This window comes from Paenibacillus sp. 203, from assembly GCF_037027525.1.
Classification (GTDB): Bacteria; Bacillota; Bacilli; order Paenibacillales; family Paenibacillaceae; genus Paenibacillus; species Paenibacillus polymyxa_B.
Window position 1 is genome coordinate 184,311 of record NZ_JAXCHD010000004.1, and the last position, 24,821, is coordinate 209,131.

The window sequence follows — 24,821 nt, forward strand, 5'->3', positions numbered from 1 at the left end:
TCTTATACCACTAGATTATGAACACTTCTGTCCTACTACACCTATTTGATGAACTCGGAATTTGGGACCACAGCTTGAGGACAAGCTTGTCATGTCAATCTAAAGGAATTGGCATTCATCCGGTATCAACGAATTAACAATATATAAGGTGTGAAAGGGGTTTGCTGCATGAGCAAAAAGTATGCAAAACACAAAATCTGGACCGTTCTGCTGGTGCTTGCGCTAGGAGCTGTTTTGGCGCTTTCCGGTTGTGGGGGATCAGGTGAAGGAGCAAAGCCAGAGGCAGGGAAAACACCAAGCGGAGCAGGAGAGGGCGTGCAGGACACGCTCATTTATGGACGCGGCGGAGATTCCGTGGCGCTAGATCCTGCCATTGTGACTGAAAGCGAGTCGCTAAAAATCGGATTGCAAGTGTTCGACACACTGCTGGAATATAAGGAAAATACAACGGAGATCCAACCGGGGCTTGCAGAGAGCTGGGAAGTATCACCGGATGGACTGGTCTATACGTTCAAGCTGCGTCAGGGTGTGAAATTCCATGACGGAAGTGACTTTAACGCAGAAGCGGTTGTGTTTAACTTTGACCGCTGGGCTGATCCGAAAAGTCCATACAAATTTGAAGGTGACTCGTTTGACTATTATGATTCTATGTTTGGTCCTGAAGGAAGTAGGGTGATTAAGGAGGTTAAAGCGGTAGATGCGAACAGCGTCCAGTTTACACTAAACAAGCCGCAGGCGCCGTTTTTACAAAATATCGCTATGCCATCCTTTAGTATTTCAAGTCCCAAGGCTATTCAGGAGAAAAAGGCTGATTTCAAGAGTAATCCGGTCGGCACGGGGCCTTTTGTATTTAAGGAATGGAAACGGAACGATACCATCACGCTGGAGAAGAATCCAAACTATTGGAAAGAGGGGCAGCCGAAGCTGGCTAAGATCATTGTTCGTTCCATACCCGACAATACCGCACGATTTAATGCTCTGCAAAACGGGGAAATTGACCTGATGGAGGATTTGAACCCAGATGATGCAAAGCAGTTAGAGGGCAATAGCGAATTAGTGAAAATTGAACGTCCCTCCTTTAATGTGGCGTACATTGGCTTTAATTTAAAGAAAAAAACATTCAATAATCCCAAGGTGCGGCAGGCACTGAATCACGCAGTGAACAAGCAGGCTATTATTGATGCATTGTTTGCAGGGCAGGCTAAGCCTGCGGTCAATCCGATGCCACCTACGTTATGGGGGTACAACGATAGTATTCAGGACTACGTCTATGATCTGGATAAGGCTAAATCTTTGCTGGCGGAAGCGGGCTTTCCTAACGGGCTTCCCGAGCCTTTAACCTTCTATGCAATGCCCGTATCTCGTCCTTATATGCCTGACGGCAAAAAGGTGGCAGAGGCCATTCAAGCCGATTTTGAAAAAATAGGCGTCAAAGTAAACATCCAATCCCCGGAATGGGCTACGTATCTGGATGATCTTAAGGCGGGGAAAAAGGATGATCTGTACATGCTGGGTTGGAACGGGGACAATGGCGACCCGGATAATTTCCTTTACACATTGCTGGACAAGGATACGATTCCAGGCAATAACCGTAGTTTTTATGTGAATGAGGAACTCCACAAAATATTGGTGAAGGCGCAGGTTGAGGTCGATCAGGACAAGCGTGCGGAACTGTATAAACAAGCACAAGTGATTATTAAACAGGATGCCCCGTGGATTCCATTGGTTCACAGCACACCGCTGATGGCAGGTAAAGCGAATCTCAAGGGTTTTGTACCTTCTCCGGCAGGTATGGAAGCGTACGGAAATATTTATTTTGAATAGCCCAAACGCAAGTAGGCGGTGAATCTGATATGAACTCATATATTGTGAAAAGACTGGCTATATTGATTCCTGTATTACTGGGCATGACGCTCATCGTTTTTTCCATTATTCATGCCATTCCGGGAGATCCGGCGGAAACCATACTGGGAGATAAGGCTACGGAACAGTCCAAGCAGGCGCTACGTGAGCAATTGGGGCTGAATAAGCCGTGGTTACAGCAATATGGGACCTATTTAGGTGAGCTGGCACAAGGGGACTTGGGCGATTCCATTCGCACCAAGCAGCCGATTGCCCGGGAAATGGTCCCTTATCTGGCGGCTACGCTGGAGTTGACAGTAGCAAGCATGTTTTTTGCCGTTGTAGTCGGAATGAATGCCGGCATCGTGAGTGCCTGGAAGCGAAATTCCTGGTTTGACTATGTCAGCATGGTCATTGCACTGGTCGGAGTATCGATGCCGATTTTTTGGCTGGGCTTGATGGAGCAGTGGATCTTTGCAAATAAACTGCATTGGCTTCCTTCCATCGGACGCATGAATTCCCGTGATCCGGTGGAAGCTGTGACACATTTAGCCGTGATTGATGCGTTTATAGGTGGGCGTATGGATCAGGTATGGACCGTCATCAAGCATTTGATCCTGCCCAGTATCGCACTTGGAACGATTCCAATGGCGGTCATTGCGCGCATTACTCGTTCCAGCATGCTGGAGGTTATGGATGCGGACTATATCCGTACGGCTCGGGCGAAGGGGCTGGCATCTTTTCAAGTCGTGTACAAACATGCGCTTAAAAATGCTGCGATCCCCGTACTTACTGTCATCGGTCTTCAGACTGGATCACTACTGGGAGGCGCGGTACTGACAGAAACCATTTTTGCCTGGCCCGGCATCGGACGGTACATTTTTGAAGCGATCAGCTCGCGTGACTATCCGGTTATTCAAAGCGGAATTCTGATCATAGCGTTCCTGTTCGTCATCATTAATCTGATTGTCGATTTGCTGTACGCGGTGCTCGACCGGCGTATCCGTTATCAGTAATCAAGTCGTCAATTGTTCAAGGGGGAGCTTGTCCGATGTCACAATTTTCAATGGAACCCAACAACATACCGACGACACGCAGCACATTGGCGCATTTGCCTGTCGTGACTGGCCCTTGGAGAGACGCATGGAGGGCTTTCCGTCACAATAAAATGGCGTTCGTCGGCCTGAGCATTATTATCTTCTTTGTCATCATTGCTTTGATCGCGCCGTGGATTGCACCTTTTGACTATAAAGAGCAAAATTTGGTGAGCCGTTTGCAGCCTCCTTCTGCGGAGCATTGGTTCGGTACGGATGATCTCGGTCGAGATTTACTGACTCGCACGCTGTATGGAGCCAGAATCTCGTTGTGGGTCGGTTTCTTGTCTGTTATTGGTTCAATGATTGTAGGAACAGCCTTAGGTTTAATCGCAGGATTTTACGGAAAATGGGCAGATATGGCCATTTCGCGGCTATTCGACATTTTACTGGCATTTCCGGGGATTTTGCTGGCCATTGCTATTGTAGCCATTTTAGGGCCTTCATTGGAAAATGCGTTGTACGCCATTGCCATTGTCAATGTGCCAACGTATGGACGGTTAGTTCGCTCTAAGGTGCTGAGTGTCAAAACGGAGGAGTATATCACTTCTGCTAGAGCGCTTGGAGCCAATAATACACGAATCATCCTCCGCTATATTTTGCCTAACAGCCTGACACCAATCATCGTACAGGGAACGTTGGGGATCGGAACGGCCATCATTGAAGCGGCAGCGCTTGGATTTCTGGGCTTGGGTGCACAACCTCCTGAGCCAGAGTGGGGTAAAATGTTGTCCGATTCGCGGCAATATATCCAGAACGCGCCGTGGACAGTTATCTTTCCGGGGATATCTATCATGCTGACCGTATTGGGATTTAACCTGATGGGAGACGGCCTGCGGGATGTATTGGACCCGAGGGCAAAGCGTTAGAGCAAAAGTGGTGAGGTATATAAAACTGAGAAAGAGGTGTTCTCTGGCCTGAAGCAAATGGCTGGGGACCACCTTTTTTATATTAGATTTTCAAGTTCGATTCGAACTGAAAAAGTACAAGTTAAAAATATGTTTACTATTTAATATCTTTCTTATATATTAATATTTGGAAATTGGTTTTTTCATAAATTTTTCCTATATAGCTAGATTAAATTAACAGAGGAGATTACTTCAATGAGCATTTCATTAAGAATAGAACGCAAATCCGGTGGTGAACCAATCGAGTTTGTAAAAGGTGAGATCATTGGTTTTACTTATAAGAATAATAGTTCCATAAATCTTTCAGCTAAGTCTCCGAACTTGACTCATTCACTACATATTCGAAGCAAAATTCCGCTTCATTCGCTTCCTTCAGTTATAAACAATGCGGATAAATCCAACATGCTGTATACATGGGCAAACACAGAATATAAACCTGATAGTGAGGATTACTATCGCAAATGTAATATCCAAATCGTTAGAAATGAAAATACAATCCGAGATATTACGTTTACACACGCTTATGTAGATGAGTATCAAGAACTGATTGATACCAGCAAAGAGATTCTTGAGTTTGAACTTGTTTTAAAACAAAAAGAAGATCAATTGGGAAAAATTCAGTACAGTCCTCAGTTAAAACCTAAGGAAACAAGAGAAAAGGATCAGTCTGATGTCTCGCAAAAAGTACTGGAAGGCGCATATAGTAAGAATATGTTAGTGTATGCAGGAAATAATACTTTTCCGTTTGAAAATCCGATGGTAGAACTAGAAAAGACTTGGGTGCGAGGCGTAGAGAAGGTAAAGAAATCTACAGATACTGTAATACATTATCCTGATCGTAAAGCATTTGCATCAGTAGCTGTTCCTATAGCTCGAAAGAAGTACGGGGACATTACGGCCAATTTACTTCAACATTCACTTGATTACAACCCAGGAAATTTACACTTTAACGAATGGTCATATGAGGCGCAGCAAATTAAAAAATCTAAAGAACACATCGCAATAGTTAATGACGAAGTCAAAAAAGCTAATGCTAATAAAGCTAAAAGTTTTTCAAATAATGAATCTAAGGGATTAGAAAGTGATAAAGATTTATATAATGCTTTTCACAAGATGTATTATAAAATAAATGGAAACTACGTTGACGGGCAATGGAAAATTACTACAATATATTATGATAAATATAATTTTGAGTATAATTTTAAACAAATGTTTACTGGGAACAACAAACTTGGTTGGGCTGCAGCAAACCTAACAAATTTAATGGAATCATGGGGAACATTAAATGAGTATACGTCTTATGTAACAGTAACTGATACAAGAAAAGCTTGGAAGTGAGGTGTGAATTTTAGATGAAGCGTAGATATATCTTTATTTTGATCTTGATCTCTCTACTAGTTATAATTACTACTCTAATTTTCCTGGTGAATTCTGGGGATGATACGAAGTATAAATACCCATCAGGCAAAGATACCGTAGAATATTTTGGTGACGGGACTTTTCAAATTTTTAGAGGGGGGCCGGACGACCCTTTAATACTTTATAATCATCTTGCTGATCCAACGGAAAATACTGTTGATAATATTGTGTCATATAAGATAAAAAACAATATCGTATATGTGGTTGGTGAAAATAGCTTCATTAAGCTGGATTCAAGTACCAACACATACAAGCAAAAGAAACGGATTTCCGACTTTACTTCCGAAGATAGAGAAATATTCAATAAATTAATGGAAAAATAGAAGTTATCATAAGCAAAAACAAGTCTCGGGACATAGTTGGGACTTGTTTTTTTATTTCTCATCGTCTGACCACTGGCTTGACTTGATAGGCGATAATGCGCTCAGTCCATAAATCTAGCAGATTGGTTTCCAATTGAAAATCTATCCTCTAGTGGGAATGAGGTTCATTATGAATTCTTCCTACTCTTACGAATAGGTGGGGATAGTTTGATGCTTACATATATAACTGAAAGTCATGTGAGCTTTCATGAAGCGCGAAAAAAATGTATAATCACTCCAATTGAGTACGTAGGGAGTGGGCTTTATGACATGGCAGGACAAGAGAGAGCATCGGCAATTTGCGGAACAGACACGAAGCGACGCTTCACGGGCCGCATATGAACGGGACTACTCCCGTTTGATCCATTCACCGACTTTCCGGCGGTTGCAGGGTAAATCACAGGTATTTGGCGCAGGCACGGGCGATTATTACCGCACACGACTGACGCATTCTTTGGAGGTAGCGCAAATTGCGCGTGAAGCATCACGAAGCTTGCTGCGCCGTCATCCCGAAGTAGAGCTGGAACAGGCAGATAACGCAGGACTGATCATTGACCCTGAGGTGGTAGAATGTGCTTCCATTGCACATGACTTTGGGCATCCACCGTTCGGACACAAGGGAGAAGAGGTGCTGGACGGGATTTTGGATCAACTGATTGAAACAAAGGTAGAAAAGATATCCTCTGCCGGAGGCTTCACACCGGAGTCCAAGCGTGGACAGGAGGCCTATGCGCGTGAGCGACGAATTTATGAGCATTTTGAAGGGAACGCGCACAATTTCCGACTGATTATGTTTTTGGAGAAGCGTGAGAACGTGGATGGTTTGAATTTGTCGGACGCTGTGTTACTGGGGATCAACAAATACCCATACCCGGGGATTCTGAACAAAAAAGGGTTGTACCTGCATGAGTGGGAATACATACGTTCGATCCGCGAGGATTGGGGTATCCCTGATGGCAAAAAGACGCTAGAAGCCCAGCTTATGGACCTGTGCGACGATATCGCTTATTCTGCGCATGATCTGGAGGATGGGATTAAAGCTGGGAAAATCGAGGTGCACGAGCATTTCTTATATGATCCGTATTTAATTCGTCTGATTACGGAGAAAATCACCACGTTGGAGGATAGCTTCTGGCAAGGCTGGCAACTGGCTCAGATTGAGCAGAAGGTAGCGGCTGTGCTGAGCGAATTTTTGAAGGTGTGGAATGGCAAGATGCCGATGTGTGAACACGATTATTCCCGTACTCGCCGTGAAGTGAAGGCATACTGGGTCAGCCTGTTTGTCAGTAGCTTGGGTGTAATTGATGATGGAAATTGGAAAAAGGTAACCTTCGTGCGGGATGGAAGCGAAGATTTGGATATGCTGCGCACTGTGAGTGTGTTGAAAAGCTTTGCTTGGGTTACGATGATCCGCGATCTGCGCGTACAGCGACTGCAAAAACGGAGTGAGTGGATGCTTAGACGGCTGTGGCTGGCGTTTCTGGACCCAGAAACGTCCAAATCGATTATCCCAAGCGACTGGCTCCAGCGCTATGAGCGCGACCAAGCCAAGGCGAAACCGATCTGGACATGGGAGCATATGGTCATAGACTATATTGCAGGTATGACCGATGCTTTTGCTGAAAAAATCTATAATGAGTTATACGGTCTGAAGGTGGGTTCCATTTATGATCTGGATTGACCTTTAAATTTCCCCTATATAGTAGAAGGAACTGGTTTGTAATGGATAGCAGGAGGGAGGAATGTGTCTATGCAATCTCGGTCTTTATCTATAAAAAGGTTGAATCTCGGTGTGCTCGATATGGTGCCGTTGCTGCCCGGTAACCGTCCGGAGCAGGCGGTTCAACGAGCTGGTGAACTAGCGAGACAGGCAGAAGCATGGGGATATACACGCTACTGGACCTCGGAGCACCATGATATGGAGGGGCTGGCTTCCTCCAGCCCGGAAGTGCTGCTGTCGCATATCGGGGCAGTGACGAAGACCATTAAACTGGGTGCGGGCGCTATTTTGCTCCCGCATTATAGTCCAGTCAAGGTCGCGGAATGGTTTCATCTACTGGCCGCTCTATATCCTGGCAGAGTCGAATTGGGCCTGGGGAGAGCACCTGGTGGGGGACCTCATGCTTCGATGGCACTGAGCGGTAATTTTCTTCAACATGTGACGGAGCTGCCACAGACGATGGAAACTCTATTGGCTTTGCTGGAAGGTACTTACGAGTATGAACAGGTACCTGTGTTTGCCCGGCCGATGCCTGAACAGCCGCCAGCAGTGTGGATGCTAGGTACAAACCGAAAAAGTGCCGAATATGCCGCCCAGTATTCAACAGGCTATGTATTCGGTCAGTTTATGAGTGAACAGCAAACGGAAGAAATGCTAAGCATTTACCGCTCCAGCTTTCAGCCATCCAACCGGATGGACAAGCCACGTACCATGGTGGCTGTAGGAGCAGTATGTGCCTTGACAAATGAACTGGCGCAGCAATGGGCTGCTCAGATTTCATTGGGCGACCCGGCAATGCGAGCCAGCTGGCTAGTGGGAACGCCGTCGGATATTGCCGAACGGTTACGCGGCTTGCAGATTAAATATGATAATGATGAGTTTCTGTTGGTCACACCGATTCCCGATTATGAGCAGCGGCTTCACTCCTACCATCTAATAGCGGAGGCTGTAAATTCTAGCCTTGATTCCAAATGAAAAGAGATATGACATGAATAAACAGAAAACGAATATCGAAGAAATGAAACCAAGCTACATATATACCTATGCGTGTCATGAAACAGAGCGTGAGTTGTGTCTTTTGGAATTGAAATGCTTGTTCGGTCAGCCGCCCGTACAGGATTCCATCCTGTTGTCCCATCGGCGGCTGGAACCGGGGACGAGCCCGTTTATTCATCTTCGGCTGGATGTAATGACAGATGCGGGAACACTGGAAGAGCTATGCGAAGCAGCCTCTATGTTACAACTTGAGGAAGGAAAGACTTTCAAGGTGTTGTGCCTTAAAGAAGGTGACCATGAGGCCGACTATGACGAGCGGCGCGGGATCGAACGCCGAATTGGGGCACGCATTCATGGCCAGGCGCAAATGAAGACACCGGATATCACCCTTGGTGTTATTCGGATAGGAGAACGGTGGCTACTGGGCACGTGTCAGTATAGCGACAGATCGTGGCAGGAGCGTCGTCAAAAGCCGCAAAATTATTCTACTGGACTACCCGTTCTGGTAGCTAGGGCACTTGTGAATTTGGCAGCAACTGATCTAACAGCCGCAAAGGGAGAGTCAGGCTCATTGAAACTGCTAGACCCGTGTTGTGGTATGGGCAATGTAATGATTGAGGCATTGAGCATGGGGAAGGATATTCGCGGTTGTGATATCAACCCGTTGGCGGTGCGTGGGGCACGAGTGAATTTGCGTCATTTTGGATATGAAGAAGATCTAGTGAAGCTCGGGGATATGAATATGCTCGAAGGCACATACGATGCGGCCATATTGGATATGCCCTATAACCTGTGCTCCGTGCTCCCGGCGGATGAACAAAAGAAGATGCTGCGCAGTCTGAGACGCTTGGCCGCGCGGGCAGTGGTCGTGAGCACGGAGCCGATGGAAACATTGTTATCTGAGTCAGGCTGGACCCTTACGGAGCAATGCCGCATACATAAGACAGGTATGAGTCGGGAAATCTGGATCTGTAAGTAGCGTATTAATACTGAGTTTTGTAGTTAACCAAATTCAGCGGTAACTCCTGATCAGCGGCATAGGCATTCAAATTAGTAAGAAAAATATCCACCGCCCGTTCGGCATATTTGTCCGTATCGCCTGCAATATGCGGTGTGATCAAGACATGGTCCAGACTCCATAGCGGATGTGAAGCAGGTAGCGGTTCTTCCTCGAATACATCCAGTCCGGCAAAGGCAATATGCTTTTGTTCCAAAGAGCGAACAAGCGCATCCGTATGAACGGTGCCACCGCGACCTACATTAATGAAGAAGGCACCCTTACGCATAGCTGCAAATGCTTTTTCGTCAAAGAAGTGATGGGTTTCCTCAGTGAATGGCAATATATTTACCACGATATCCGCTGCTCTCAATGCTTCGTGTAGTTGTTCGTTAGTATACATGTGCTCTACATGGGGAGCTTCCTTGCCAGAACGGCGAACTCCGATCACCCGCATGCCAAAGGCTTCTGCAATCCGCGCTGTTTCCCGGCCAATTTCGCCAACGCCTGTAATCAACAGCGTTTTACCACGTAATTCCGTCAGTTGGCCTTTCGGTGGCTGCCATGTTTTCTGACGTTGCAAGAGAGCTGCTTGCTGTAAATAACGTGTATGCGATAGCAACATTCCAAAGATCTGCTCTGTAATTGGAATTGCATGCACACCACTTGTATTCGTTAGTAAAATGTTACGCTTCTCCAATTCGGTAAGCGGTAGCTTATCAATCCCAGCCGACCAGGTTTGTATCCATTTCAGCTTGCTGTCTGGATGTAATGCCTCTTCGGCAATATGCTTGGACCAGCCTAGAATAACCTCGGCCTCCCGGATTTGTCTAGACTCCAATGACTGAGCTTTGCCAATAATCAACTCGTAGCCCGGAGCCGTTGCACGAACTTGTTTTTTTTGCTCTTCCGTAAGTTGATGTAAGCTTAAAATGTTTCCCATAGTTCATAGCCTCCTCGATTTTTGATTCCTTGGAGTTTCCAATATATTCTGGCGAACCATCCTTTCAAGAATAACAGATTGCCGAAAAAATTGCATAAGGAGGGTAAAAAAACGCTCGCAGTGTCACAATATATAACAACAAATGGCTTTACCCTGATCAGGGACAAACCAAACAGCTACTTTTTGAGATATCCACAATTATCTATTAGGAAAGGAGGTAATAGGTTGATGAAAAATGAATCGCAAAGACTTTTTACAGCTATTGCTCTTCCGAATGAGCATAAGAAGAAGTTACATTATTGGGTAGAGCAGGATTTAAAAGACCTGACTTTTCGCAAATGGAGTGATTTCAGAGATTATCACGTGACACTTCAGTTTTTGGGTGATGTGGAGACCTCGGTTATACCGAAACTTGAGCAGGTTTTAGTTCAAGCTGCAGCTGAGCATGACCCCTTCACACTCAGCATCGGAGAAGCAGGTTTTTTTGGCCGTGAAGAATTTCCGCGTGTACTGTGGAGGGGAGTGACCGGGCAGCGTGATTCACTGGATCAACTGTACCAGTCCATACTCCAGGCTACCGAACCGCTGGGTTTTAAACCCGAGGAGCGACCTTATCGACCTCATATCACCCTAGCACGTTCGTACACAGGAAAGCATGCTATTCCACCGTCTATTTGGCAGCCAAATGACCGATGCAGCGAGCCATGGAAAGTGGGAGAATTTGTTTTATATACAACCCGAATGGGTCAAAAACCAATGTACCATATAATTCAAACATTCCCATTAATGAGGTGAATGCCTTGATCTATCAGCGAATTTAGTGATATAGTGTTTCAGCGTTATTCAAAAAGCGCATTTTAGGTTACATATCTGAGGAATGTGCTTATAGTTAACGGGAGGAACATTATGGAAATCGTTAAAGAACATCGTTGGTTTGCACCTCTATTGAGTGTGCTGCTTGTTTGTATATTGGGGATAGGCCTCTACGCTGAGGTTCAGCAAACACAGAAAAATCATAAAAATACACCTATGCAATCTCTGAGCTGGTCAGGGAACTCTTCGTCTCCTACATATGGCGACAGGATGGGGACCCATAACGGGTCAAACAGGACAAGCCCCATCTTTGTCGCTGCTCATGGGCAGTCAAGCTGGAAAGAAATCATGCCGACTCCGTTACCCGCTTCCCAGATGAAGCAGGCGGAACAAGCCCGGAATAACGTTGCTACAGGCAAGAAAAAGCCTGAGGTCCAGCATAGCAAGTCCGCAATCCTAACCCCTCCTACAACCATCTACTTTACGAAGACAAAAATGCTCACGCAGGATGACAAGGCGTTGTCTACCTGGAGCTATCCTGTCTCCGCTAAAGAACTGCTCCTGCTGCAAAAAATAGTGATGGCAGAAGCAGAAGGCGAACCGTACGAAGGCAAAGTGGCAGTTGCCAACGTTGTCTTAAACCGGCTGCGGTCAGCCCCATTTCCCGATACGATTCAGGCAGTGATTTATCAAAAAGCGCAATTTAGTCCGGTCGCGAACGGGCGTCTTCGTCGTGTTCAGCCCAACCAGGACAGCATCCGTGCGGTTACTGCTGCTTTGAACGGCCATAAAGCCGTGCCTGATAACACCTGTTTTTTCCTGTCGCTTACGTTGGCCCAGGACCTTACGGTTCATCATTCGCGTACGAAGGTGAAAACTATCGGTCATCATACCTTCTACAAATAACAGCCCTTTCTAAACAATAGGGTTCAGCTTTGTGAACGAATTTTAGGGTACTGGTGAAGCCAGTATGCAAAAGAGGTATAATAGGTAAAGGAAAGTAACCAAAATAATGAAAGTGACAAAGGAGGCGTAGATGATATGAAAATCACATATTATGGACATTCAGTTGTACTGGTAGAGGCAGAGGGGAAACGGATTATTATTGATCCTTTTTTGACGGGAAATCCTAAAGCAACCGTACAGGCCGAGGATATTCAGGTGGATGCCGTGTTGTTGACACACGGTCATGCCGATCATTTTGGAGATGCTGTTGAAATTGCCAAGCGCAATGATTGTCCAGTAATCGCGGTCGCGGAACTGGCCGAATATTGTTCATCCTTGGGAGCCAAAGCTCACGGTATGAATCTGGGTGGAGGTCACCACTTTGACGGTTTCCATGTGAAATTCACGCTTGCATTCCACAGCTCATCTTTGACGGTGGACGGGCAAACCATTTACATGGGAGAGCCGGCGGGGATCTTATTGACCATGGGAGGCCAAACCTTTTTCCATGCAGGGGATACTGGCCTGTTTGGCGATATGCGTCTCATTGGCGAAACTAACTCCATCGATGCTGCGGTATTGCCCATCGGAGATGGTTATACGATGGGACCGGAGGATGCACTGCTGGCAGCAAAATGGCTGCGTGCAAGCCGCGTAATACCGGTGCATTACAATACGTTCCCGGGTATTGAGCAGGACGGAGACGGCTTCTGCGATCGTCTGCACAAAGAAGGTATTGAAGGGAAAGCATTGAAGCCCGGCGAAAGTCTCGAATTTTAATACGGATATCTAATTTACGGGAATACACTTGATGGTCTATAAACTCATCAAATCTCCTTTGTCAGCCTTTTCTGTTCCTTAGAGGAATAGGAAAGGCTGTTTTTTAAAAGTGAATATTTATACATAAAAATGAGATATTTTTGCATTGATACGTTGAAGCTGTAATGTAAAAGATTTATTATCACAATCATAAAAACTTTGAATTGCTAACATGATAGGTCAATGATAAAATGATAGAACTAATTAGATTCATCAGTGGAATCGACGTATTTTTCAAGTCAAGCCATTGCATAATTATTGAAAAACATACGCATTCGGCGGACCGTACCGCCTTGAATACGTCACGTGTTTTGTCCCCCATTCCTCGTAGTTGTTCTTTGAGTTACCTCTTGTCGCCACTGTCTTCTATTCGGCCGCCTGTATTTAGGCCAGCATGACTTTATAACAGAAAGGTTGCGTTCCATGAGACAGACAGGTTTACCACCCAAACAGGGACTATATGATCCCCAATTCGAAAAAGACGCCTGCGGCATGGGCTTTGTTGCCCACATCAAGGGAAAACCATCGCACAATATTGTAAGTCAGGCTTTGACCATGCTCGTGAATATGGAGCATCGGGGCGGTCAGGGAAGTGAACCAAACTCCGGTGACGGAGCAGGGATCATGATTCAAGTTCCTCATCTGTTTTTTCAAGAGGAAGCGGAGCGATTGGGCTTTAAATTGCCAAAGGCCGGACATTATGGCGTGGGTATGCTTTTTGTATCCAATGATCCAAAAGTTCGTGAGGTGCATGAGCAGAAGCTAAGAGATATCATCGTGGACGAAGGTCAAAATTGTTTGGGTTTTCGCGATGTTCCAACTTATGACGAAATGCTGGGTAAATCGGCAAAAGCAGCTAAACCAGGCGTGCGTCAGGTATTCATCGGTCGCAGTAGCGATTTGAAGGAAGAGCTGGACTTCGAACGGAAACTGTATGTCATTCGCAAACGTACAGAGCTTGCTATTCGCTATAACCAAGAGGATGAGAACGGTGAGTCGTTCTATATTCCAAGTTTGTCATGTCGCAAGGTTGTATACAAAGGAATGCTCACAACCGAGCAGGTAGGCAAATTTTATTTGGATTTGCAGGATGAGCGGGTGACATCGGCGATCGCGCTGGTCCATTCCCGTTTTAGCACGAATACGTTCCCGAGCTGGGATCGTGCGCATCCTTATCGTTTTATGATTCACAACGGCGAAATTAATACTATGCGCGGCAACGTGAACTGGATGCATGCTCGCCAGGCGCAGTTTGAAAGCGAAGCGTTTGGCGGAGATATCAAGAAGGTAAAACCAGTCATTAACCCAGATGGCTCAGATACAGCCATGTTTGATAATACACTAGAGTTTCTGTATCTGAGCGGACGTTCCCTTCCTCATGTAGCCATGATGATGGTGCCGGAACCTTGGAACAAGCATGAAACCATGGACCCGAAGAAACGAGCATTTTATGAATATCACAGCACCATGATGGAGCCGTGGGACGGACCTGCTGCGATGGCGTTTACAGATGGTATCCAAATCGGGGCGATTCTCGACCGCAACGGTCTGCGTCCTGCACGTTACTATGTGACCAAGGACGATCTGATCGCACTGTCTTCAGAGGCGGGCGTATTGGATATTGCTCCTGAAAATGTGCTCTATAAGGATCGTCTCCGTCCGGGTCGTATGCTGCTGGTTGATACTCAAGAAGGCCGTATCGTTTCTGACGAAGAGTTAAAGGAACGTATTGCTTCCGAGGAACCTTATCAGCAATGGCTGGATGAGCACTTGGTTGATCTGGATGAGCTGCCGGAAGCACTGGAACAGCCGGAGCCTAAACATGAAAATGTAAATCAGCTTCAGCTTGCGTTTGGATATACGTTTGAAGAACTGCGCAAAATTCTGGAGCCGATGGCACTTACAGGTGCAGAACCGATTGGTTCAATGGGGTACGATGCCCCATTGGCGGTGCTGTCTGACCGTCCGCAACGTTTGTACAATTACTTTAAACAAATGTTTGCCCAAGTCACGAACCCGCCGATTGACGCCATTCGTGAAGAGATTGTAACGTCAACCGCAACCACGATTGGACCAGAGCGCAATTTACTGCATCCAGAACCGGAAAGCTGTCGTCAGATTCGTTTGGATTCGCCGGTGTTGTCGAATGAGGAGTTTGCCAAAATTCGCCACGTACACCGTCCTGGCTTCAAATCGATGACGATTCCGATCTTCTTTGAAGCGAAGGAAGGCGCTGAGGGCTTACGCAAGGCGCTGGAAGGATTGTTTGAGGCGGCTGACCGTGTCATTGACAAAGGTCATAACATCCTGATTTTGTCCGACCGTGGAGTGGATGCGGAAAATGCGGCCATTCCGGCGTTGCTAGCTGTTTCCAGCCTGCATCACCATCTGATTAAGCAGGGTACACGCACACGTGTGAGCATTTTGCTGGAGTCCGGGGAGCCAAGGGATATTCACCATTATGCGGTGCTGCTTGGCTACGGTGTGAGCGCGGTTAATCCGTATCTGGCTTTTGAAACGCTGGATGTCATGATTCAGCAGGGCTTGTTGCGCGGCATCTCGCACGAAAAGGCAGTTAAAAATTATATTAAAGCGGCAACGAAGGGTGTCGTTAAAATATTGTCCAAAATGGGTATTTCCACGATTCAGTCGTACCGTGGAGCACAAATTTTTGAGGCTGTAGGTCTGAAACAGGATTTTGTTGACCGTTATTTCACCTGGACACCTTCCCGCATTGGCGGTATTGGTCTGGAGGAAGTGACTACGGAAGCGCTGGTTCATCATAATCGTGCTTTCACTGACAAGGACGGCAACGACAAAGTACTGGATTCGGGCGGCGACTATCAATGGCGTAACGATGGGGAAGAGCATTTGTTTAACCCGCAAACGGTGCATTTGCTCCAGCAGTCGGTACGCTCGGGAGACTACGAGCTTTACAAGAAGTACGCCAAGCTGGTACAGGGTGAATCTGAACAGTATTTGACGATCCGCTCCATGCTTCAGTTAAAGCCTTCGGGTGAGCCTGTGCCGCTGGAAGAAGTGGAATCCGCTGCATCCATTATGCGTCGTTTCAAGACAGGAGCCATGTCCTTTGGCTCGATCAGTCAGGAAGCGCATGAAGATATGGCGATTGCGATGAATCGGATCGGTGGCAAGAGCAATACGGGTGAAGGTGGGGAGAACCCAGCACGTTTCATACCGGATGCCAATGGCGATTCTCGCCGCAGTTCGATTAAGCAGGTAGCGTCGGGCCGATTCGGTGTAACATCGAATTACTTGGTGAATGCCGACGAAATTCAGATCAAAATGGCGCAAGGCGCGAAGCCGGGCGAAGGTGGACAACTGCCAGGACGTAAGGTATACCCTTGGGTCGCTGAGGTACGTGGTTCTACGCCAGGAGTAGGTTTGATTTCACCACCGCCGCATCACGATATTTATTCTATCGAGGATTTGGCAGAGCTCATCTATGATCTCAAAAACGCCAATCCGCGTGCTGACATTAACGTGAAACTGGTGTCAGAAGTAGGCGTAGGCACGATTGCTACAGGGGTAGCAAAAGGTCGAGCTGACATTATTTTGGTCAGCGGTTATGACGGTGGTACAGGCGCTTCCCCGCAAGGCTCCATCCGCCATGCGGGTATGCCTTGGGAGCTGGGCCTGGCGGAGACGCATCAGACGCTGATGCTAAACAACCTGCGCGACCGCGTGGTATTGGAGACAGATGGCAAGATGCTGTCTGGCCGCGATTTGGTAGTAGCTGCCCTGTTGGGCGCGGAAGAATACGGCTTCTCTACAGCGCCGCTCGTAGCGTTGGGCTGTATTATGATGCGGGTATGCCAAATGGATACATGTCCGGTTGGTGTGGCTACGCAGAATCCGGAGCTACGCAAAAATTATATGGGCGATCCTGCCCATGTGGTGAATTTTATGCGTTTCATCGCAGAAGATGTCCGTGAAATTATGGCGGAATTGGGCTTCCGTACGATTCAGGAAATGATTGGACGTACGGATTGTCTGGATACCGTGAACGCCGATTCGCACTGGAAGAAGAAGGGCGTAGACCTGAGCTTGCTGTTGCATGTTCCTGAGTTGGAAGAAGGTAGTGTACGTTACCGCGTACAACGCCAAAATCACGGTCTGGAAGAAACACTCGACATGCAACAGCTCGTACCGATGGCTGCGGAAGCGCTGGAGAACGGAAAGCCTGTTGAGGGTACCTTACCTATTACAAACGTGAATCGGGCGGTAGGAACGATTCTGGGCAGCGAGGTCACCCGTAAGTATGGAGCGGCGGGTCTGCCTGAGGATACGATTCGCTTTAACTTTATTGGATCGGCAGGTCAGAGCTTCGGGGCATTTATTCCGAAAGGCATCACGCTGAGCGTGGAAGGCGATAGCAATGACTATGTCGGTAAAGGGCTATCTGGTGGTAAGGTTATTGTGAAAAAGTCTCACAAAGCGACCTTTAAGGCAGAAGAGAACATTATTATCGGAAATACAGCTTTGTATGGAGCCACCAGCGGTGAAGCTTACATTAGCGGAATCGCAGGCGAGCGCTTTGCCGTTCGGAACTCCGGCGCACGTATTGTAGTTGAGGGCGTTGGTGATCATGGTTGCGAATATATGACGGGCGGACGTGTAGCTGTATTGGGTGGAACCGGACGGAATTTTGGAGCCGGAATGTCCGGAGGTATTGCCTATGTCTATGACCCTGAGGGGACGTTCCTGAGCCGTTGTAATCTGGAAATGGTGTTGCTGGAAGGTGTGGAAGATCCTGCAGAAGCAGCGGATTTGCGCGGCTTGATTCAACGCCATGTCACTTACACGGGTAGTGAAGCGGGACAACGTATTTTGGATGATTGGCAGACTGCGATTCAGCAGTTTGTACGAGTGATTCCAAAGGATTACAAGCGTATGGTTGAACAGATCCAAAAAGAAGAGGCAACTGGTTTGAGCGGAGATGAAGCTCTGTTGGCAGCATTTGAAGCCAATATGCGTGAATTGGCGCGTGCCGGGGGTTAAAATGTAGACTACCAAATTTACTAAAAAAGGACTCGCTGAATACCACTGTTATAATCACGGTGGTACCAGCAAGTCTTTTTTAGGTTACTAAAATGTGATTTATTTCCTTGACAAACGTCATAAATTCTGACATTACCCCCAAAATGTTTTCCTGAAACGGTAAATATGTTATAAAAAGTACCAAATTTTTTGGAATGTAACCGTTTACGTAAGAGTTTATGTCTTGTTATTTATTTTTGGATTGGTTATGATTTTTTTAGAGTACACAAACACAAACAAACCTAATATGCCCATCGTCCCTTCAAAACACAGAATAGGGTGACAGGATGAAGTTGAGGAAGTCAGCAGAAGACCAAATGATTTTTTTATACCGTTATGTATCACTATCTTTAACGTCACTTGTTTTTCTGTTCGAATCATCTAGATTAATCGTGTGGCAGAAGCTATTACTGATTGGTTTTCTATTTTTATCCGTTACAGCATTTACTTGGATTTACCGTAAATACAGACTTCATGATATGGTATTGAAATGTAGCATTGCACTAGAAACAGCAGGAATCATTTTGTTGTTGTTCCCAACCGGAGGGATGGATAGCCCGTTCAAATGGTATGTGATTACCCCCATGCTGGTGGCTTGTGCTCATCTGTCTATGAGATACAGTTGGACACTCCTCCTTTCTTATATCGGCTTGGTGCTTACATTTTGTTATATCTTTTTTACACCAGGTCAATATTTTTTGTGGGATCTTATATTGCAGAACATCAATTTGTTTCTGGTACTGATCGCAACTACGATGGCAATGCAGGTTATCGGCGTCATGAAGGACGAACTGAAGGTGGCTAAAGAACAAGCCAATGAGACGATGGATCATATCAAGTCGATTTACCACATCATGGAGACGACCAGCCACAATGAGGCTTTAAATCTCGGTCAGGTCATCTCGGACTATACGGTCAAGCTAACCAAGCAGAGCCGTGCATTTTTCTGGCTGGATAGTCAGGAGGAGGATGCACCGGAAAGCAGCCAGACAGGCTGGACGGTAGAGGAGGAGGAGCAGCTATTCGAGGAGCTGGGGAATTATCGGGAGGAATTCAGGGAAGAGCGTGAACCATTTTTTAGACATCTGCCAGAATGGGGCGATTTCCTCATGATTACCGTACCGATGACGACCCGTTTTGTAGCGACGATTGGCCTCAAGCTGGGCCCGGATCAAAGTCTGACAGGAAGACGCTGGCTCGTGCAACAACTGATATTCTTGGCTGAGCTGAGCGCTGTGTTCTTGGAGCGCTATGAGCTGGAGCGTATTGAAAATCAGCTGATTGTGACGAATGAGCAGAACCGGATTGCAAATGAAATGCATGACAATGTTTCTCAAAGTCTTTTTGGTATTGTGTACGCAACGCATTCTCTCCGGCAAACCTGGTGTCATCAGCCAAAGGAGCAGGTGGAGGAGCAAATTGATCTAATTCAGCAATCAGCCAACCAAGCGGTTAGAGAGCTGAAAGGGGCGATTCATAGTTTAAGTTCGAAAAAAAGCGGAGGCTCAACTTGGTTAGGGACGGTGAAAAGTCATCTTCATACACTCTCCAAGCTGAACCATGTACAAATTGATTTTGACATTCATGGTGATCATTATTCACTTCCGTATTTGTACCAAAAGGCTTTATTCCGCATCATTTCCGAAGCGGCGGGGAACGCAATCCGTCATGGATTGGCCAAGCGGATTGATGTGAAGTTAAAATTGACGCCCCAAGTGATTAGACTGTCTATTCATGACGACGGAGTAGGGTTTGAGACGGCGAGAATGGTAGCAGGAGGTGAGGCGGTCAGTGCAGGCGGGGGCCTGGGCATGATGAATATGGAATATTTAGCTCAATCGATGGGAGGCGAATTTGATATTTCAAGTCGAATCGGAGAGGGAACACAGATCCGATTGTCCATTCCGGTAAATGCTTATGAATGAGGATTTTGCAAAATCCTCGAATAAAATGTGTGAACATTCTGCAATACAAAATCTGCGGTAACAATCGGATACATAGGGATTATGCAAATCCTGAACTGTAGACAGGAGGCCGAATCATGAAAATTGTCATTGTCGATGATCATCCTTTAGTACGGAAAGGACTCGCTGCGGTTATATCCATGCAGCCCAATGTTCAGTTTGCGGGAGAGGCCCAGAATCAACAGGAAGCACTTATGGTGATTGAGGAAACAGATCCGGATCTGGTGCTGCTGGATTTGAAACTAGCTGATGAATCGGGGCTGGATATTATCAAGATAGCGCGCGGACGCGGTTTCAGAAGCAAATTTATTTTGCTGACTTCTTCCGCAACACGTGAAGATTTTCTAAAAGCAGAGGAAGCTTCCGTGGACGGTTATGTGCTTAAGGAAGCATTGCCTGAGGAACTAATTTACGCGATTCATCTTGTCAACAAAGGACGCAAATATTATGATCCGGCTATTCTCGAAAACAAGCTGCGTGAAGATGCGGGCAATCTGACCGACGACCTGACGCCAAAGGAAAAGGAAGTGCTGGTCGAGCTGGGACAAGGAGCTTGCAATCGTGAAATTGCATCCCGGTTATTTATCAGTGAGTTCACAGTCAAAAAGCATGTCAGTCAGATACTGGCCAAGCTGCGGCTGGCGGATCGTACGCAGGCAGCATTGTATGCCAATGCCATCGGTCTGGCGAAGTACGAGCCAACAATGATGCGCTGACTCTATAAGCTACGCTGCACTTTCATGTGCGAGTGGAAAGAAAAGCCTCAAAATCACTAAGTTTTGTGATTTTGAGGCTTTTTTCGATTTATTTTTCCATAATCGACAAAGCATGGTACAAAAGTATACCATGCCGTATCCGAAAGTATACATTTCCCTCCCCCCATAGTGAGGGAGAAAGTGCCATTCGGTTCCATGTCGTTCACAGAGCCAATTGTTACAATAAAGTCATACTTAAATATGAAGAGAAATTGTGTAGGAGGGAGGATTTTTGTGGAGAAAACCATTTTGGATTATCTAGTCCTGATCAAAAGAAGATTGTGGCTGATCGCAATTTTTGTCATTCTCTCATGTGTAACAACATACTTTGTGAGCGACAATGTCGTGAAGCCAGTCTATTCCGCTTCAAGCCAACTGCTGGTTAATCATATTTCCGCCAAGCAGGGGAGCAACAATCTGAACGACGTCAACACAAGTCTTAATTTGGTGGAAAGCTACAAGCAAATTCTCACTTCACCTAAAATTATGGACGCTGTTGTAGAGGCTCATCCTGAGTTCGGTTTGACGCAGCAGAAGTTGGCAGAGAAACTGCAGATTAAATCCTCGGATAAAAGTCAGGTTATCGGTTTGACGTTTGAGGCAGGGAGCTATCCACAGGCCGCAGCGGTTGTAAACGCGGTAACCCAGAAATTTGTACAGACAGTTCCGGGATTGATGGAATTGAATAATGTGAAAATTTTAAATGAAGCGGACCCTCAGGCCAATCCTGACCCGATTAATGGGAACCCACTCATGAATATTGCGATTAGTTTTCTCGTATCGCTGATGATTGCATTGGGCACGATTGTGTTCCTGGAAAGCATTAACGGTACGCTGCGCTCGGAGAAAGAAGCGGACGCGGACATCGGTATTCCGGTAATTGCATCGATTCCAGTCATTCGCAAGAAGGACGTCGATGGAGCAGCCGGAAATTCCAAAGAACGGGTAGGGGAGCGTAAATATGCTGCGATTGAATGACATGTTGATTACAGAAAGTAATCCATCATCGTATATCTCGGAATCATTTCGATCCCTCCGTACATACATCCGGCAGCAGGTGATTGGGCAAAAGGACCGTGGCACGGTTCTATTGTTGACCTCGCCGGAAAGCGGAGCGGGTAAAACAACACTGCTCGCCAACATCGGAGTTTCCTTTGCACAAGAAGGCAAGAAGGTGGCTCTGGTGGATTGCAATCTGCATAAACCAGCGCTGCACGAGATATTCGGAATGGAGAATACCGGAGGTCTATCGGCTTATTTGCGCGGTGGGACTTCTTCCAAGTCTATCGTTAGGCATGGTGGTCTGGAGCTATCGGTTGTTCCCGGTGGAGACACCCTGTACAACGCAGCAGATCTGCTCGGTAGCGAACGTATGGCTGAGCTACTGGAAGAACTCAAACGTGAATATGACATCATTTTACTCGATTCGGCTCCGGCGCTGAATTATACGGATGCTCGCCTGATTGCAGGCTTAACGGATGGTGTGATTCTCGTTGCTAGACATGGTCGTACCAAACGGGAAGATCTACGTAAAACAAAGCAACTCATGGAGCAAGCCAGTGCGACGCTGGTTGGAATTGTGATGAATCAGGTGAAGTAAGCAACACCAAAATTCGATGAAGCAAGGAGAATGAGTGCGATGACGAAAAGAGTGAAAAAGGCCATTATTCCAGCAGCAGGGTTAGGTACGCGCTTCCTCCCTGCCACAAAAGCGATGCCTAAGGAAATGCTTCCAATTATCAACAAGCCTACGATTCAATATATCGTGGAAGAAGCGATTGCTTCTGGTATTGAGGACATTATTATCGTTACGGGTAAAGGCAAACGTGCCATTGAGGACCACTTTGACAACGCATTTGAGCTGGAATCCAAACTGCTCGAGGACGGTAAGCTGAAGCTTCTGGAGGAAGTACAGCGTTCATCGGGAGTGGAAATTCACTACATTCGCCAAAAAGAACCCAAAGGTCTCGGACATGCGGTATGGTGCGCAAGACGCTTTATCGGGGACGAGCCGTTTGGTGTGCTGCTGGGCGATGATATCGTAACAGGTCAGAAGCCTTGCCTTCGTCAGCTGATGGATCAGTATGAGGAAACTCAAAATTCGGTTATCGGTGTGCAGCGGGTACCGCAAGAATTTACGAACCGGTACGGCATCATTGAACCGGATCAGCAGGACGGACGCTTGTACCGAGTGAATAATTTTATTGAAAAACCGGCTCCAGGCACAGCGCCATCCGATTTGGCCATTATGGGTCGCTACGTGTTCTCGCCGAAAATTTTCAAATATCTTGATCTTCAAGAAAAAGGAGCTGGCGGCGAAATTCAGTTGACGGATGCGATCCAAAAGCTGAATCAGAGTGAGCGTGTGTACGCCTATGATTTTGAAGGCACACGTTATGACGTAGGTGAACGTCTTGGATATATTCTAACCACACTTGAATTTGCACTTGCCAGCGATGATTTGAAGTATCCGGTTATGGAGGCCATGAATGAATGGTTGAAAAAGACCGAGAAAGCAACCACGGCAGGTTGAGAGGGGGTACGTCAGCATGAGCATGGAAAATTTACCGGAGGACGGCGAGGCTGTCATGTCAGGTAAAGCGTTTTACATGCCATACGGAAATACACAAATTCAGGATAAAACGTCCTACCTGGTCACAAAACGCCTCCTTGATATGCTGCTGTCGTTCGTGGGCTTGATCGTCTTGCTTCCGCTTTTTGTAGTGGTAGGCGTTTTGATTAAGCTCGAAGACCCAAAGGGAAGCGTGTTTTTCAAGCAAACTCGGGTGGGCAAGAATGAGAAGTTATTCGATATGTATAAATTCCGTTCAATGGTGTCCAATGCTGAGGAACTGAAAAAGGACTTGATGGAGCTGAATGAAGTGAGCGGCGCCATGTTCAAAATTAAAAACGATCCTCGGATCACGAAAATTGGCAGTTTTCTGCGCAAGACGAGTATTGATGAGATTCCGCAGCTGTGGAACGTGTTGGTCGGCGACATGACTTTAGTCGGTCCGCGTCCGCCGTTGCCCAGCGAGGTCGAACAATATTCCGATTATGATAAGCAACGCCTGATTGTAACACCGGGATGTACGGGTTACTGGCAGGTGAGCGCACGTAACAGTGTAGGCTTCGAAGAAATGGTGCAAATGGATTTGAAGTATATTCATGTTCGCAATACGTGGCTCGATTTGAAAATCATCATGAAAACAGGCGTTAAAATGCTGTTCTCCAAGGATGCTTACTGATGGATGCATTCAAGCGATGTCCCGCAGTGTCCGTCGTTATTTGCACCTATAACCGGGCGGACCTGCTGGAGAAAACGTTAATGTCCCTGCTGGAACTGGAAGACCTTGCACTGGCTGAGATCATTGTGGTCGATAACCGATCCACTGATCATACAGCAGCGACGATCAAAAGGTTCACCGTCGCCCATGGTCAGAATATCCATCTCCGATATCATTATGAGCGCGAACAAGGACTGTCTGCTGCTCGTAATGCAGGCATTACGTTATCAAGAGCGGAAGTCATTGCTTTTCTCGATGATGATGCAATTCCGTGTGTTACATGGTTGCAAACGATTATGTCAGCATTCGGGAACAATCCTGAGCTGACGGCTATGGGTGGGAAAATTGACCCTATGTTTGAGACGGAACGACCGGGTTGGCTGACAGGCCCGCTTGAACTGCCTTACACGATTATTGATCTGGGCAAAGCCGTTCGTGAATATCCGTCGGGACTGAATCCATTTGGAGCGAATATGGCGATGCGCAAAACGGCTTTTGCCGCCGTTATGTTCCCGCTTCATCTAGGCAGAAAGGGAGATATCCTTCTATCTGGTGAAGAATCGTGGGTTTTCGAGCAAATTCGTAAAAATGGTGGAACGATTATGTATCATCCACACATGTCTGTGGAACATTTTGTGCCGGCTTCACGGTTAACGAAAGAATGGATCATGAACCGCTACTATTGTCAGGGCATGTCTAACGCTGCTCAGGCCGTAGGTCTGAGCGGTAACGCGATGCTGATGGCGAAGACGGCAGCCAAAGTGTTATACATCACTGTGGATTCCCTGCTGGCGCGTAGTGAGGGCAGGAAGCTGTTGAACCGGTGCAGGCTTGAAAGTATCCGTGGGACGCTGGATACACTGCGCAACCGGAAAAGCGAGTCAGCTGCGGGGTGA

20 protein-coding genes are annotated in these 24,821 nt (G+C 46.7%); 19 read left to right on the plus strand and 1 reads right to left on the minus strand.

Features of this window, described 5'->3' with window-relative positions; all coding sequences use genetic code 11:
- Positions 1–168 precede the first annotated feature (168 nt).
- From WA407_RS10225 to WA407_RS10260, 8 genes are all read left to right on the plus strand, one after another.
- Entirely contained in the window at positions 169–1,824 is a 1,656-nt protein-coding gene (locus WA407_RS10225; RefSeq protein WP_336077313.1) for an ABC transporter substrate-binding protein, read from the plus strand.
- Positions 1,825–1,853: 29 nt separating this feature from the next.
- A complete protein-coding gene (locus tag WA407_RS10230; protein ID WP_069291317.1) occupies positions 1,854–2,858 on the plus strand; it encodes an ABC transporter permease in 1,005 nt (334 codons plus the stop codon).
- A 35-nt stretch (positions 2,859–2,893) separates the two neighbouring features.
- Positions 2,894–3,805, plus strand: coding sequence for a nickel transporter permease (gene nikC / locus WA407_RS10235; protein ID WP_103048940.1), 912 nt, complete (start codon positions 2,894–2,896; stop codon positions 3,803–3,805).
- Between the two features lie 234 nt (positions 3,806–4,039).
- Positions 4,040–5,182 (plus strand): hypothetical protein, encoded by a 1,143-nt coding sequence (locus WA407_RS10240; RefSeq protein WP_235307585.1) that lies wholly within the window; start codon positions 4,040–4,042, stop codon positions 5,180–5,182.
- Between the two features lie 14 nt (positions 5,183–5,196).
- Positions 5,197–5,586, plus strand: a complete 390-nt coding sequence (locus WA407_RS10245; protein ID WP_185156333.1) for a hypothetical protein — start codon at positions 5,197–5,199, stop codon at positions 5,584–5,586.
- A 304-nt stretch (positions 5,587–5,890) separates the two neighbouring features.
- Entirely contained in the window at positions 5,891–7,306 is a 1,416-nt protein-coding gene (locus tag WA407_RS10250; RefSeq protein ID WP_160790201.1) for a deoxyguanosinetriphosphate triphosphohydrolase family protein, read from the plus strand.
- 69 nt (positions 7,307–7,375) lie between these two features.
- Positions 7,376–8,320 (plus strand): MsnO8 family LLM class oxidoreductase, encoded by a 945-nt coding sequence (locus WA407_RS10255; RefSeq protein WP_336077467.1) that lies wholly within the window; start codon positions 7,376–7,378, stop codon positions 8,318–8,320.
- Between the two features lie 13 nt (positions 8,321–8,333).
- On the plus strand, positions 8,334–9,320 hold the full coding sequence (locus WA407_RS10260) for a TRM11 family SAM-dependent methyltransferase (RefSeq protein ID WP_336077314.1): 987 nt from the start codon (positions 8,334–8,336) through the stop codon (positions 9,318–9,320).
- Between the two features lie 4 nt (positions 9,321–9,324).
- Here WA407_RS10260 and WA407_RS10265 read toward each other — a convergent pair whose 3' ends face one another.
- On the minus strand, positions 9,325–10,281 hold the full coding sequence (locus WA407_RS10265; RefSeq protein WP_336077315.1) for a D-2-hydroxyacid dehydrogenase: 957 nt from the start codon (positions 10,279–10,281) through the stop codon (positions 9,325–9,327).
- 228 nt (positions 10,282–10,509) lie between these two features.
- Between WA407_RS10265 and thpR the strand changes: the two genes are divergently transcribed.
- From thpR to WA407_RS10320, 11 genes are all read left to right on the plus strand, one after another.
- On the plus strand, positions 10,510–11,076 hold the full coding sequence (thpR, locus tag WA407_RS10270; RefSeq protein WP_235307589.1) for an RNA 2',3'-cyclic phosphodiesterase: 567 nt from the start codon (positions 10,510–10,512) through the stop codon (positions 11,074–11,076).
- A gap of 111 nt (positions 11,077–11,187) precedes the next feature.
- Complete coding sequence (locus WA407_RS10275; protein ID WP_025720522.1) at positions 11,188–12,000, plus strand: cell wall hydrolase; 813 nt, start codon at positions 11,188–11,190, stop codon at positions 11,998–12,000.
- A gap of 135 nt (positions 12,001–12,135) precedes the next feature.
- Positions 12,136–12,819, plus strand: a complete 684-nt coding sequence (locus WA407_RS10280) for a metal-dependent hydrolase (RefSeq protein WP_029516186.1) — start codon at positions 12,136–12,138, stop codon at positions 12,817–12,819.
- Positions 12,820–13,281: 462 nt separating this feature from the next.
- The gene (gltB, locus tag WA407_RS10285) at positions 13,282–17,880 is read left to right on the plus strand and encodes a glutamate synthase large subunit (RefSeq protein WP_336077316.1); all 4,599 of its coding nucleotides are present in this window, start codon (positions 13,282–13,284) and stop codon (positions 17,878–17,880) included.
- A 326-nt stretch (positions 17,881–18,206) separates the two neighbouring features.
- Complete coding sequence (locus WA407_RS10290) at positions 18,207–19,844, plus strand: sensor histidine kinase (protein WP_061830283.1); 1,638 nt, start codon at positions 18,207–18,209, stop codon at positions 19,842–19,844.
- A gap of 116 nt (positions 19,845–19,960) precedes the next feature.
- On the plus strand, positions 19,961–20,599 hold the full coding sequence (locus tag WA407_RS10295) for a response regulator (RefSeq protein WP_235307592.1): 639 nt from the start codon (positions 19,961–19,963) through the stop codon (positions 20,597–20,599).
- 273 nt (positions 20,600–20,872) lie between these two features.
- Positions 20,873–21,616 (plus strand): YveK family protein, encoded by a 744-nt coding sequence (locus WA407_RS10300; RefSeq protein WP_235307593.1) that lies wholly within the window; start codon positions 20,873–20,875, stop codon positions 21,614–21,616.
- Positions 21,600–22,238: a CpsD/CapB family tyrosine-protein kinase gene (locus WA407_RS10305; protein ID WP_235307594.1), complete on the plus strand. Its 639-nt coding sequence runs from the start codon at positions 21,600–21,602 to the stop codon at positions 22,236–22,238. The genes WA407_RS10300 and WA407_RS10305 overlap by 17 nt, the downstream gene beginning before the upstream one ends.
- Positions 22,239–22,277: 39 nt before the next feature.
- A complete protein-coding gene (gene galU / locus WA407_RS10310) occupies positions 22,278–23,171 on the plus strand; it encodes a UTP--glucose-1-phosphate uridylyltransferase GalU (protein WP_013309151.1) in 894 nt (297 codons plus the stop codon).
- A gap of 16 nt (positions 23,172–23,187) precedes the next feature.
- Complete coding sequence (locus WA407_RS10315) at positions 23,188–23,886, plus strand: sugar transferase (protein ID WP_013309152.1); 699 nt, start codon at positions 23,188–23,190, stop codon at positions 23,884–23,886.
- Positions 23,886–24,821 carry a glycosyltransferase gene (locus WA407_RS10320; protein ID WP_336077317.1) on the plus strand — a complete coding sequence of 312 codons (936 nt, stop codon included), beginning with the start codon at positions 23,886–23,888 and terminating at the stop codon, positions 24,819–24,821. The genes WA407_RS10315 and WA407_RS10320 overlap by 1 nt, the downstream gene beginning before the upstream one ends.

Excerpts from the sequence above, each read along its gene's own strand:
- WA407_RS10265 (WP_336077315.1), bottom strand. The coding sequence starts at position 10,281 with ATGGGAAACATTTTAAGCTTACATCAACTTACGGAAGAGCAAAAAAAA.
- nikC (WP_103048940.1), top strand. The coding sequence starts at position 2,894 with ATGTCACAATTTTCAATGGAACCCAACAACATACCGACGACACGCAGC.
- WA407_RS10230 (WP_069291317.1), top strand. The coding sequence starts at position 1,854 with ATGAACTCATATATTGTGAAAAGACTGGCTATATTGATTCCTGTATTA.
- WA407_RS10290 (WP_061830283.1), top strand. The coding sequence starts at position 18,207 with ATGAAGTTGAGGAAGTCAGCAGAAGACCAAATGATTTTTTTATACCGT.
- thpR (WP_235307589.1), top strand. The coding sequence starts at position 10,510 with ATGAAAAATGAATCGCAAAGACTTTTTACAGCTATTGCTCTTCCGAAT.
- WA407_RS10255 (WP_336077467.1), top strand. The coding sequence starts at position 7,376 with ATGCAATCTCGGTCTTTATCTATAAAAAGGTTGAATCTCGGTGTGCTC.
- WA407_RS10275 (WP_025720522.1), top strand. The coding sequence starts at position 11,188 with ATGGAAATCGTTAAAGAACATCGTTGGTTTGCACCTCTATTGAGTGTG.
- galU (WP_013309151.1), top strand. The coding sequence starts at position 22,278 with ATGACGAAAAGAGTGAAAAAGGCCATTATTCCAGCAGCAGGGTTAGGT.
- WA407_RS10315 (WP_013309152.1), top strand. The coding sequence starts at position 23,188 with ATGAGCATGGAAAATTTACCGGAGGACGGCGAGGCTGTCATGTCAGGT.
- WA407_RS10240 (WP_235307585.1), top strand. The coding sequence starts at position 4,040 with ATGAGCATTTCATTAAGAATAGAACGCAAATCCGGTGGTGAACCAATC.
- WA407_RS10260 (WP_336077314.1), top strand. The coding sequence starts at position 8,334 with ATGAATAAACAGAAAACGAATATCGAAGAAATGAAACCAAGCTACATA.
- gltB (WP_336077316.1), top strand. The coding sequence starts at position 13,282 with ATGAGACAGACAGGTTTACCACCCAAACAGGGACTATATGATCCCCAA.
- WA407_RS10280 (WP_029516186.1), top strand. The coding sequence starts at position 12,136 with ATGAAAATCACATATTATGGACATTCAGTTGTACTGGTAGAGGCAGAG.
- WA407_RS10305 (WP_235307594.1), top strand. The coding sequence starts at position 21,600 with ATGCTGCGATTGAATGACATGTTGATTACAGAAAGTAATCCATCATCG.
- WA407_RS10225 (WP_336077313.1), top strand. The coding sequence starts at position 169 with ATGAGCAAAAAGTATGCAAAACACAAAATCTGGACCGTTCTGCTGGTG.
- WA407_RS10245 (WP_185156333.1), top strand. The coding sequence starts at position 5,197 with ATGAAGCGTAGATATATCTTTATTTTGATCTTGATCTCTCTACTAGTT.
- WA407_RS10295 (WP_235307592.1), top strand. The coding sequence starts at position 19,961 with ATGAAAATTGTCATTGTCGATGATCATCCTTTAGTACGGAAAGGACTC.
- WA407_RS10250 (WP_160790201.1), top strand. The coding sequence starts at position 5,891 with ATGACATGGCAGGACAAGAGAGAGCATCGGCAATTTGCGGAACAGACA.
- WA407_RS10320 (WP_336077317.1), top strand. The coding sequence starts at position 23,886 with ATGGATGCATTCAAGCGATGTCCCGCAGTGTCCGTCGTTATTTGCACC.